Source organism: Bradyrhizobium sp. SZCCHNRI3052 (assembly GCF_032484895.1).
Taxonomy (GTDB): Bacteria; Pseudomonadota; Alphaproteobacteria; order Rhizobiales; family Xanthobacteraceae; genus Bradyrhizobium.
This window is the reverse complement of sequence record NZ_JAUETW010000004.1, coordinates 37,542-49,044: the sequence shown is the minus strand read 5'-3', so window position 1 is coordinate 49,044 and position 11,503 is coordinate 37,542. Positions and strand designations below refer to the sequence as shown.

The following is an 11,503-nucleotide window of genomic DNA, read 5'->3' as shown; positions in this document are numbered from 1 at the left end:
CGCCATCTCCTGAGCCTGTATGCGAACGCATGGTTCTCTCCGGCGTTGCAGCAGATGCTTGGCCCATGTGTGCGTCGCCTCCGACGCTGAGTAGTCGAGAACGGCGTCGCCGCGGTTCCTCGATCGCCAGCTCGTTGGGCCAGGAGAATTTCGTCAAGAAAACGACTCAATGATGTTTCATGCTTCGGTTGAGTTTGGTGGTTGCACCTCATAATGGTTGTGTGTCTTTTAGGGCAAGCAATCATTGGCTGAACGGGCTATGGAGATCGTGATCGATCTGAGTCCTTCGGGTCTCGCCGGTCGCGATTGCGCGACAGTCTTCGCGAGATGAGTCCGATATGCGCAGCGCAACATTGATTTGACGCTTGGTATTATCGTGCCGAGCTGATATTTTCTCAAAGCAATCTTAAGTTGTCGGAGACGGTTGAATCGCACGGGCGGCAGTGCGTCGTGCCGCAGCCATGAAAGAGTATCGTGTAGGTTGGCCATTGGTTAGCGCATGAAGGATAGCGGTGTTCCGCTTATAGGAAGGGACCAGGAGTCGAACCGGCTTCGCGAGCTTCTCCCGAGCACGAATGGACGCGCTGTCGGCGCGGTCCTGATAGGAGAGGCTGGTATCGGCAAGAGCCGTCTGGTCGAGGCACTGGCCCTAACTGCGAAGCAGCGCGGTTTCTGTGTCGCGAGGGGGGCCGCCTACGAGATGGCCGAACCTCTGCCCTATGGATTGTTCGCCGACACGTTCTCCCAATGGGCTCGCGAGCAGCCGACACTCCTCAACCATGCTCGCAATGATATGATTCGGCCGCTGTCTCGCCTGGTGCCGGCGTTCGCGGCCGCTGCGGATCTTCCTGCTCTCAAAGGACTCTCCGGACCGGACGAGCGGTTTCGGCTGTTCGAATCCGCCGTTCATCTGCTTCATGCGGTTGCAGTCGAATCTCCACTGTTGCTCGTGCTGGAGGACCTGCACTGGGCCGATCGCGAATCCTGGTCGATGTTGCTGCATTGCTTACGCTCGACGCGGTCTCTCCCGCTGCTGACCGTCATCACCCTCCGTCCTGACGAGACCGGTGGCGAGCCGCTGGAACTCAATGCGCTGGCGCGTGAGAGCGAGCTTCATCGGATCGCGGTTCGGCCGCTCGAGCCTGCGGACACGATGCGCATGCTTGAGTCGTTGGCAGGCGAGCGGCTTCCCGCATCGCTTGCGACGGCAATTCACCGTGAGACTGGTGGCAATCCGTTCTATGTGCGCCAGCTCTTCAACCACCTCGTCGACGAGGGAAGATTTCCGGGGCGCCAGGGCCAATGGCCCGCCGATCTCGTGACCAACGGTGTCGGCATCCCGGCCGGATTGCGTCCGCTGCTGTCGCGACGGTTCGCGCGGCTCTCGGCGCCGACCCTGGGGATGCTACGGATCGCTGCGATATTTCCGGAAGGCTTCGATCTCGGCCGATTGCAGCTTCTGATATCGGATTCCGAAGAGACGATTCTCGACCAAATCGACGAGGCGATGAGGGCCGGGGTCCTCGTCGTGCGAGGTGATGGCTACGTCTTTGCGCATGCGTTGCTGCGGCGTGCCATGTACGACGAACTGAACCCCGACCGGCGAGCGATCTTGCATCGGCGCGCGGCGACGCGTCTCGCCGAGCTCGATGCCGATCCCGGAGAGATTGCACATCAGTATCACGCCTCGCAGCGCATCGCGGGTGCCGAGATCGGCGGGGTCTTCGCACTGAAGGCAGCCGAGCGCGCGCGAGCGAACTATATCAGCGAGCACGAAGCTGCATTCCTTCGGATCGCTTGCGATCTCGCAGGCGATGCTGTCTCGGACGAGATGCTTCGTGATCTCGCGCTTGCCCAGGCCGCATCACTCGACGTCGAAGCCGCCGACGCGACGTCGCGCCTTCTGTTCGGCCGATGCTGGGAGCGGCAGCCATCATGGATCATGAGTTTCTTGGTGACGATTGTCCGCAGGCTGCGGGACGCCGGCGCTCCCACCGAGATGTGGCAGCCTCTGGTGGAACGCGGACTGGAGGCCTGCGGTGCTCGCCGAGATTTGCACTGGGCCCGATTGGAGGTGCTCCGACAGCACTGGCGATGCCGATGGAATGACGGGACGTTTGAGACGATCTACCACGCGCCGGATCCGGTTGCGCTCGATCTCGTCCGTCAGCTTGGAGACGAAGAGGACCGTGCCTCGGCGCTCGACCTGTATGCTCCGCGATCAATCGAACAGACAGAGCAGGTGCAACGTTGGGCCGCCGAATGGCAGAGTCCGGCGGCCATCATCCGGGCTCGAGAGGTCGTCACCCATGATTGGATCTATCGGCATGGACAACTCGCCATGGGGGTCGAAACTGCGCACGACCTGTTGCGGGATGCCAAGTGTTTCGGGTCGCTTCCTGGCCGGATCGAGGCCTTAACCTCTCTCGCGATTGCCGAGGCGAGCCTGGGCCATTTGACAAGCTCCGACGCGGCGCTGCGCGACGCGCGGGCGCTGGCTGTCCGACTGGGACCGTGGCACCGGTTGCATCTCGCCCTGGAGCTTTCCGCGGTCGCATGGCGGGCCTATTTGTATGGGGGCGACTGGCCGGCAATCGGCCGAATCGCTTCGCGTGCGCTGCAGATCGTCAAGGATCATCCGGTGCGCCTTGGACAGATCGTGCTCGGCTTCGCCGCTCTGACTGAAGCGTTCTTGCCTGGCGAAAACGAATATGACGTTCGCATCGAGGCGCTGCTCCGATCCTTGGAGAACACAAATTGCGACAGACAGCTGTCGGATGATGCACTTGGGCTCGGGGTCTGCGCCGCCTGGCAGCGTGAGGACGTCAAGCGCGCGCGCCGGTTCGAAGCGTTGGTCCGCGCTCCAAAACACGGAAGCACGATCGGTGCAGCCGGTGAATGCCGTGAATTCATCCTCGGACGTCTGGCGGCCCTTCAGGGTCACACGGTTGCGGCATGCACGCACTTCGCAAAGGCCCGCGGCGACCTTGAGCGGGCAGGCCAGGTCTGCCTCCGAGCGCTCGTCGATCTTGACGAGGCGATCGTGACGGGAACCTCAGGCGACAAGCCGTCCTCGCATGCGCTGCTGCAGCGGGGACGCGAGCAGTTCGTAGCACTCGGCATGCGAAGCTGGCAGGAGCGTGTCGATCGAGCACGGATAGAGGGAGTCGAGGTCGGGCCGCGCAACTTATACGCGCGAGGCCCTGATGATCTTTCGCCGCGAGAAATGGAGATCCTCAGCAAGCTCGCTGCCGGCAGCCGCTCCAAGGCCATTGCCGCGGAACTACGCCTTAGTGTGCCGACCGTCAACAGACACATCGCGAACATATATATGAAGATCGGCGTGAGCTCGCGCGCCGCTGCAACCGCTTACGCGATGAGACACCGTCTCAGTATGCTCCAGTGAACCAGTACACATCGATTGCATAGTTTTTATGATGGTGACGGCTGCAATGAGTGCGTAAGCTTACAGTGTGTAAAAAATGACAGTCATGGGCGGACAACGAGTAGCAGGGCAAGGGTTCGACGTCGGGCGTCGCCGAACCCGTTCATGCGTGCTCGTCGGCGCGGTCGGAGCATTCCGGGAACAAGGCATACGCCTCTCCGGTGCTACGTCTGCGGCCGGCAAGTAGCGTCCGCCTAGGGTGGTTCAAGGGGACGTGGCATGCGTGATACAGACGGGGATATCAGCAAGGTAGACACCGCTTACACTAAGCTCAAGGACCTCGTCATCCACTATGATCTGGTCCCTGACAGCAAGGTCCGGGTGCTTCCGGGAGAGCATCTGCACATTGACGATCTGGCGGATCGCGTCAATGCGAGCGCAACGCCTGTGCGCCAAGCGCTGGAGCGCCTGCAAGGCGAGGGACTGATCGACAGCATCGCGAAGCGAGGCTTCTTTTCCAAGGTTCCGAACGCGTCCGAGCTGCAGGACCTGTATGAATTTGCCCGGCTGGTTCTTGAGCACAATATCACGAGGCCACTCGATCCGTCCTCGGTTGCGCGTCTCGGCCGGGGTTTGATGAAAGTGGAAGCCGTTGCAGTGGGTCACTCGGCAACGAAGTGCGTCAAACATCATGCGATGACCATCGAAGGCGTCTTCGAGCAGATCACGCAGCTGTCGCGAAACGAGCAGATGCTGAGAATGATGCGGAACTTCAATGATCGCAGCCGATATGTCCGATGCCTCTCGATCCTGCAAAGCCCGGATCAAGGCGCCCAGGTACGAGAATGTCTCGAGTTGATCGAATTGCTCCGTGATCAGGATCCGAAAGGTGCGTGTGCCAAATTGGAAACGCACATGTGTCGGATGATCGTCGATCTGCCGGAGCTCATCAGGGACGCCAGGTCACGCTGGACGATGGCTGCGGCCGTATAGATCTCATTCGACCGTAAAACGCCGCGGGGTACATCGACCTTCGACTCATAAGAGGGTCCAAGACTCCGGTTGCGGGTGAAGCTCTGGATCCGGCATGAGCGGGGAGAATTCGCGAGGTGACCGAAGCGTAGGTCAGGTCCATCATTCGAGCTGGCGTGAGCGGGAGTGTATCAATGTCGGCGTGGTTTTCGAGCCGACTGGAACTGCCGCGTGAGCTCTCAAGGGCTTGGCCGGTTATCGCGGCCGTTGCCATCCTGGCAATCGTGGGAGTCGCGCTGCTGTCCTACCGATTGGCCCTGAGCGCTGGGCTCGCGCAGATGAGCCGCGATTCCGATGATCGGCTCACGTTGATCGGCAGCACGTTCGATGCAACCGTTGCCCGCTTCCGATATCTGCCCACGGTTCTTTCACTCGCCGACCCGGTGCGCCGGCTGTTCCGGACACCGGGCGACGGGGCAGTCGTCGAAGCAGCCAACCGCTATCTCAAGTCGCTAAATCAGGCCGCGGGATCGGCCGAGCTCTACGTACTGGACACGGCAGGGGTGGCGCTAGCAGCAAGCAATTATGATGGAGCAAAGAGCTTCGTCGGGCATGCGTACGACTTTCGCCCCTATTTCCAGAGCGCAATCCGTGACGGGGAAGGGCAGCTCTATGCCGTCGGGGTGACGACCGGCCTGCCTGGTTACTTCTTGTCGCAACGGATCACGGAAGGCGAGCTTACGATCGGGGTCGCCGTCGTGAAGATCGATTTGACGCCGCTGGAGGCCGATTGGGTCAGGGCCGGTGATCTGGTGGCCATGGAAGATGAAGGAGGCGTGGTGATCTTGGCCAGCCGCGCGCGGTGGAAATATCACCCGCTGCGAACGCTGCCCTCGAGCGCGGTCGCGCGTCTCAACAAGTCCCGGCAGTTCGGCGACACGATCGAAAATGCCCCGATCCTGCATTCCTCGGCGGCATCAGGCAACGTATCGGTTGGACTGGGCGACGACAATGACGTTCACGAATATGCGCTGCGTGCGCGGCATCTGCCGGCGCATGGGTGGCAGCTTCTGATCTTCTCGGATATCGGAGACGCGCGACGGCATGCAATGACGGTCGCCGCCACAGCCGGCTTTGCCGTTCTCACAGTACAGCTGCTCGGACTTGTAGCCTATCAATGGCGGCAATCGATGAAAGCCAAGGGCGAAGCAAACGAGCTGCTGGAACGAAGTGTTGCGGAGCGCACGATGGAGCTTCGCGAAGCCAATCGTCAGCTGACGAGCGAAGTCCTGGAACGGACGCGCACCGAACAGGAGTTGCGACAAACCCACGAGAGCTTGGTGCAGAGTGCGAAGCTTGCCAGTCTTGGACAGGCGCTGGCGGGGGTGGCGCATGAAATCAACCAGCCACTCGCGGCACTCACCACTTACATCGCAAGCAGCCGAGTCTTGTTGCAACGCAACGAGATCGAACGAACGGCCTTGAACCTCGACTTGATGTCGTCCATAGCCGAGCGAATGATGGCATTGATCGGTCACTTGCGCATGTTCGCGCGCAAGGAGACAGGGGCAACCAGCAGAGTCGATGTCGGTGTGACACTTGGCAATGCGATGCGGCTTCTGCAGTACCGGATCAGAAATGAAGGTATCGAGGTTGTCCTGGACTTGCCAGCGGAGCCGGCTCACGTCGAAGCGAACCCGATCCGTCTGGAGCAGGTCTTCGTCAACCTGCTCTCGAACGCGGTCCAGTCGATGCGTGATCGCCCGCGCCGAGTTCTCACGGTCTCCATCCGTCGTGCGGGGAGCACCGTTACGACCGAGGTCGCAGACACCGGGAGCGGAATCTCCGCGGAGCACATGAAGTCGCTGTTCGATCCGTTCTTCACCACCAAGGAAATCGGTGAAGGGCTCGGCCTCGGTCTTTCAATCAGCTATGGAATCGTGAGGGAGCTCGGAGGCACGATTTCGGTTGAGAGTGAAGCGCAAATCGGAAGCCGGTTTTGGGTGACCCTGCCGGCGCCGTCCGCGCCGGCCTAGATCTATCGGGGTATGTGGATGAGCAAATCGATTCTTGTCGTCGACGACGAGGAGATCGTTCGCAGCTCGATCAGACAATGGCTGGAGCTGGGCGGCTTCGACGTGCGCACCGCCCGAAATGCGGACGAGGCGCTTTCGATGCTTCAGGCCGAGCTGCCCGACGTGGTACTGACCGACTTCCGGATGCCGCATCGATCCGGCATCGAACTGATGCGCGACGTGCAGCGCATCGATCCCGACATTCCGGTCATACTGCTGACTGCTCACGGCGACGTTGCACTCGCGGTAGCGGCCATGCGCGAGGGCGTCTACGACTTTTTGCAGAAACCTGCCAACCCGGATCATATGTCTGCCGTGCTGGCACGGGCGGCAGAACAATCAGGATTGAAGCGTCAACTCAGGCAACTCACGAGCCGGCTCGGCGCCGAAGGTGAGCTGGAGCGACGTCTCCTCGGGACATCGCCAGCGATGGCCACGCTGCGAAAGTCCGTTGGCGAGCTCGCCGAGCACGACAGGGATGTGATCCTCTTCGGCGAGAGCGGCACGGGAAAGGAGGTCGTCGCTCGCGCACTGCACGACCTTGGTCCGCGGGCACGAGCTCCTTTCGTTGCGGTGAATTGCGCGGCCGTCCCCGCCGAGCTGTTCGAGAGCGAACTGCTGGGTCACGAGGCGGGGGCGTTTACCGGCGCACGCGGGGCTCGCATCGGGAAGTTCGAACATGCCAGCGGCGGAACCCTCCTGCTCGATGAAATTGAAAGCATGCCACACGCGTTTCAGGTCAAGATCCTGCGCGTTCTTCAGGAGCGCGTGGTCGAGCGGGTGGGATCGAACCGGCTGATCCCGATCGACGTCCGTGTGATCGCCGCCGCGAAGGCCGATCTCGCGGCCGACAGCCGCAGCGGCCGCTTTCGTGCCGATCTCTACTTCCGCTTGGCCGCGGCGGAGATCCGTCTGCCGCCGCTGCGCGAACGGGGCAACGACGTGCTGCTGCTATTCCAGCATTTCGCCGCGGAAGCCGCCCGGCGCAGCGGCCGTGACTTGACCCCACTCGGAGCCGAGGATTTCGATGCGCTGCTGACCCATGACTGGCCAGGCAACGTTCGGGAATTGAAGAACGTGGCTGAACGCTACGCGCTCGGCCTGGCCGCAACGGGTCGCCGCGTCGCGGAAATTCTGCGGCGGGCCGAAGGAGCGGGCGCAAGGCGCTCGCTCTCCGAGCGTGTCGCAGCTTATGAGCGCATGCTGATCGAGGCGTCTTTGCTGGAGCACAACTGGTCGGTTGTGGCGGTTATGGAAAGTCTCGGCGTGCCACGGCGGACGCTCAACGAAAAAATGGCAAGGTACGGCTTGCTGCGACCCAGCCGAACCTCCTGCTAGGCACGAGGCGGATTCCCGCTCACACGCCGACGCGGATCGGCGGAATTCCGCTGAGCGCCGCGAGCCCGTTTCACGCGGGGCGCAATGCAACCATCTGAAATCGCTTTGTTTGCCGGCGCGGTCGGCGGCCGCGGCCGGCTGGCACGCGGGTTGCTCAGGCATGAGCACGATTGGCCTTAGAGCCTAAGAAAACGTGCACTCGGAGGACGCCATGAATCTTGAGCGAGCTATCAACCCCACCCTCGTTGCGGCCGCCGATGAAGCACGCCGTGACGGCCTTGGGATGGGTAGCCGCTTGCGCGCGATCTTCGTCGGCTCGATCGGAAATCTGGTGGAATGGTATGACTTCTACGCCTATGCCGCGTTTGCGTTGTATTTCGCCAAATCGTTCTTTCCTGAGGGCGACGAGGTTGTGCAGCAGTTGAATGCCGCGCTGCTGTTTGCCGCCGGCTTTCTTGTCCGCCCACTTGGAGGCTGGCTATTCGGCCATTTTGCAGATCATCATGGCCGCCGCAATGCCTTGACCTTGTCGGTCTTGATGATGTGCTTCGGCTCTCTGATCATCGCCGTGACGCCCACCTATGCGTCGATCGGCTTTGCGGCGCCGGTCCTGCTTGGTTTCGCGCGAGTCGTGCAGGGAATCAGCCTTGGCGGTGAATATGGCGCCAGCGCAACTTACCTGAGCGAGGTCGCGGACGAAAAGAACCGCGGATTCTATTCCAGCTTCCAATATGTGACGTTGATTGGCGGCCAGCTCTGCGCGATCGTCGTTCTCCTGGTCTTGCAGAAGGTGCTCCTGACGGAGGAGCAGCTTCGGGGATGGGGCTGGCGTATTCCGTTCGTGATCGGCGCGCTGCTGGCCGTCGTGGCCGCCGTCATGCGTCGTAATCTGCACGAAACGGATGTATTCACCCGCGCGAAGGCGGCAAGACAGGGGAGTTCGCTGCGTGCGCTGGGTCAGTTCCGACGTGAAGTCCTGCTCGTTGTTGGACTAACCATGGGCGGGACTGCGGCCTTCTACACCTATACCACCTACATGCAGAAATACCTGAAGCTCTCCGTCAAGCTGACCGATGATCAAACGACCATGGTCACCGCCTGTAGCCTGATCTTCGCGATGGCGCTGCAGCCGCTCTATGGCGCCCTTTCCGATCGCATCGGACGCAAATGGCTGTTGATCGGGTTCGGATTGGGCGGAACTCTGTTCACGATTCCGCTTCTGAACACGCTGCAGGGAGTCCACGATCCGTTTACCGCATTCCTCCTGATCGCGGCGGCGTGGTTGATCGTATCCGGCTATACCTCGATCAATGCGGTGGTCAAGGCCGAACTGTTCCCAACTGCAATTCGAGCAACGGGCGTAGCGCTGCCATATGCATTGACCGTTTCGATCTTCGGCGGCACGGCAGAGTCGATCGCGCTTTGGTTCAAGTCGATCGGTCACGAAAGCTGGTTCTATTTCTACCTCACCGGCTGCATTGCGACCTCTCTTGTCGTCTATCTCGCCATGCGCGACACCCGGCGGCACTCGGCGATCGATCGTGAGCAGGAAGCGAGATGAGCGACGCGTCGCATGAGCGCGCGACGCGCCGCGCAGCCTTCGGCTCAAGCCCGCCGGATCAGCAATCCTCGCGCAGCAGGTATCGATATGGACAGCGAATTCAATCGAGTCGATGTTGCCTACGCCCGAATCAAGGAATTGGTCACACATTACGAGTTGACGTCGGAGTCGAAGATCATTTTGCCAGGCGAGCACCTGCGCATCGACGAGCTTGCTGACTATGTCAGGGCGAGCGCGACACCGGTGAGACAAGCTCTCGAGCGTCTTCATGGCGAGGGGCTGATTGATATCGTTCCGAAGCGAGGCTTCTTCTCGAGGGTCCCGGACGCAGCGGAGCTGCAGGACCTCTATGAGTTTGCTCGGCTGGTACTCGCGTATAATCTCAGGAAGGCTTTGGAGTCGTCGTCGGCCGTACGCTTTGGCCGAAGCGCGATGAGAGTGGCGGCGCTTCCGCCCGCGAATTCGGCAAGGAATCGCGCCAAGCATTATGCTGCCGCCATCGAGGGTGTGTTCGAGCAGATCGCGCAGATATCGAGGAACGAGGAGATGCTGCGAATGATAAAAAACTTCAACGACCGCAGCCGGTATATTCGATGCCTCGTCATCTCCCAAGACGCCGATCCGGACTCCGAGCTCCGTGACTGTCTTGATATCGCGGACGGCGTCCGCAGCCAGAACGCCGCGCGCGCGTGCGCGCGCCTGGAAGCCCACATGCACCGAACGATCGCAAATTTGCCAGAATTGATACGGGAGGCCAGATCGCGCTGGGCCATTGCCGCCGCTGCAGGCTGAACCATCCCACCTGGTGGTCTCGCACTCACGGCGCCCGCGAAGTTCGACGGTCGATCGTTGCCATCGATCGAGCTGGTGGGTCGTTTGCGTTCGTGTGGACTGGCAAACTGGTCTTTAGCTGCAGTCTCGTGCCGACCTTACTCGACGTTTGCGGACGTGTGCGGCCGACCGCAAGGAGCCGCTCCTGATAGTTGCGCTCGAACCGTTCACGGTCGACGAGCAGCGGCCGCGCTTTGAGGGCTACCTCAGCATCCCGGGCATCCAGGCCCTGGAGCGCTATGAGGAAGTGGAGCTAAGCCGGTATTGATGAACTCCAAAAGATCCGCCGGGTATTCGAGGAGGTGCGGCCTTATGGCTCGCTCGATGCCGAAGCCGCCTACAAGAACGCTGAGCTTGCCCGCGAAGCGGCTGGCAGCCGGGTCAACCGCGCCAGCCGCGCGCTCGACCTCGAGACCGAACTGCGCATCGATTCGGGCCGCCGCGCCGACTGCTTCGCTGGCGGCTCTCGGGCGCAACCGGGCGGCGCGCAATCGTCAACAGGCAGCAAGGGTGCGGCATGATATGCGGCAGGTCGTGCGCCGCAAGCGCACGCGGCATCTCATTGAACTCGGCGGCCTCGTCGTCAAGGCTCGTGTCGTGGACTTGACCGGCGATGATCGCGGACCGATCGCCGCTCGGGATCATCGCGGCCGTGCCGGTCATGGATGGTCAGAACAGGGTCGAGAGCGCGCGCATCCTGACGATGAACGCAAAGGCGCGCGAGATCCTGCGGCAGGACCCATCACGTTTTCAGATTCACACCATCGGCGAACTGATCCGACATACCAGCAATCGGCTGGGCTGGACGGTCGTCAGGACCGTGCAGGATGGCCAGGCAACGCGGATCGACTATCACAGCCCGGACGGTGAGCTGTTCTCGATGGTGATCGAATATGTCGCCCAGATCGTCCTGATCTCCCTGGCGGTGCTGAACCGGTCGGAACAGCCGGAGATTGAACAGCAGCCGGAGGTGAGGACAGCAACCCGCTTCGCACGGATGATCGGGCTGAGCTGAGATCGGCAAGTCGTCTGCGCGCCGCCTCGCGCAGACGATGCTCAGGAGCCGTCCGCCGATCTCGGGATGGTCCAGGCGCTCCAGGGCCGCCCCAACGCCGTTGGGACGGTGTTTCTAGAATCTGTCCTGGCCCGCCGTAACTTGGTGCCGTTCAATGTTGACCAACGACCCTGTAACGCCATCTTACAAGAACTCCACCCGAACTAACTGCGTCGACTCCTTCGACCGAGAGTCGTTGTGGCAAGCGCGGCGTAGGCTTGCACGGAGCTCTCCGGCGCAAGGGTCCTTCAGTCGAGGCAACCTCAGTCCGCCTTACGACGAAGCTT

7 protein-coding genes and 2 pseudogenes are annotated in these 11,503 nt (G+C 61.4%); all 9 read left to right on the top strand.

What is annotated here, in order from left to right:
- The first annotated feature begins 499 nt into the window (after positions 1-499).
- Positions 500-3,406 (top strand): helix-turn-helix transcriptional regulator, encoded by a 2,907-nt coding sequence (locus QW887_RS13840; RefSeq protein ID WP_315715078.1) that lies wholly within the window; start codon positions 500-502, stop codon positions 3,404-3,406.
- Positions 3,407-3,664: 258 nt separating this feature from the next.
- Entirely contained in the window at positions 3,665-4,378 is a 714-nt protein-coding gene (locus QW887_RS13835; protein ID WP_315715079.1) for a GntR family transcriptional regulator, read from the top strand.
- A gap of 173 nt (positions 4,379-4,551) precedes the next feature.
- Positions 4,552-6,393 (top strand): ATP-binding protein, encoded by a 1,842-nt coding sequence (locus tag QW887_RS13830; RefSeq protein WP_315715080.1) that lies wholly within the window; start codon positions 4,552-4,554, stop codon positions 6,391-6,393.
- 18 nt (positions 6,394-6,411) lie between these two features.
- A complete protein-coding gene (locus QW887_RS13825; protein ID WP_315715081.1) occupies positions 6,412-7,770 on the top strand; it encodes a sigma-54 dependent transcriptional regulator in 1,359 nt (452 codons plus the stop codon).
- A 283-nt stretch (positions 7,771-8,053) separates the two neighbouring features.
- Positions 8,054-9,331: an MFS transporter gene (locus tag QW887_RS13820; RefSeq protein ID WP_315715418.1), complete on the top strand. Its 1,278-nt coding sequence runs from the start codon at positions 8,054-8,056 to the stop codon at positions 9,329-9,331.
- Between the two features lie 12 nt (positions 9,332-9,343).
- Positions 9,344-10,123 carry a GntR family transcriptional regulator gene (locus tag QW887_RS13815; RefSeq protein WP_315715082.1) on the top strand — a complete coding sequence of 260 codons (780 nt, stop codon included), beginning with the start codon at positions 9,344-9,346 and terminating at the stop codon, positions 10,121-10,123.
- A 302-nt stretch (positions 10,124-10,425) separates the two neighbouring features.
- Positions 10,426-10,617, top strand: a pseudogene (locus QW887_RS13810) (conjugal transfer protein TraA); the annotation flags it as partial.
- 67 nt (positions 10,618-10,684) lie between these two features.
- Positions 10,685-10,783: pseudogene (locus tag QW887_RS13805) on the top strand (conjugal transfer protein TraD); the annotation flags it as partial.
- An 82-nt stretch (positions 10,784-10,865) separates the two neighbouring features.
- Positions 10,866-11,177, top strand: coding sequence for a hypothetical protein (locus QW887_RS13800; protein ID WP_316194687.1), 312 nt, complete (start codon positions 10,866-10,868; stop codon positions 11,175-11,177).
- The last annotated feature ends 326 nt before the right edge of the window (positions 11,178-11,503 follow it).

Excerpts from the sequence above, each read along its gene's own strand:
- QW887_RS13840 (WP_315715078.1), top strand. The coding sequence starts at position 500 with ATGAAGGATAGCGGTGTTCCGCTTATAGGAAGGGACCAGGAGTCGAAC.
- QW887_RS13835 (WP_315715079.1), top strand. The coding sequence starts at position 3,665 with ATGCGTGATACAGACGGGGATATCAGCAAGGTAGACACCGCTTACACT.
- QW887_RS13830 (WP_315715080.1), top strand. The coding sequence starts at position 4,552 with ATGTCGGCGTGGTTTTCGAGCCGACTGGAACTGCCGCGTGAGCTCTCA.
- QW887_RS13825 (WP_315715081.1), top strand. The coding sequence starts at position 6,412 with ATGAGCAAATCGATTCTTGTCGTCGACGACGAGGAGATCGTTCGCAGC.
- QW887_RS13820 (WP_315715418.1), top strand. The coding sequence starts at position 8,054 with ATGGGTAGCCGCTTGCGCGCGATCTTCGTCGGCTCGATCGGAAATCTG.
- QW887_RS13815 (WP_315715082.1), top strand. The coding sequence starts at position 9,344 with ATGAGCGCGCGACGCGCCGCGCAGCCTTCGGCTCAAGCCCGCCGGATC.
- QW887_RS13800 (WP_316194687.1), top strand. The coding sequence starts at position 10,866 with ATGAACGCAAAGGCGCGCGAGATCCTGCGGCAGGACCCATCACGTTTT.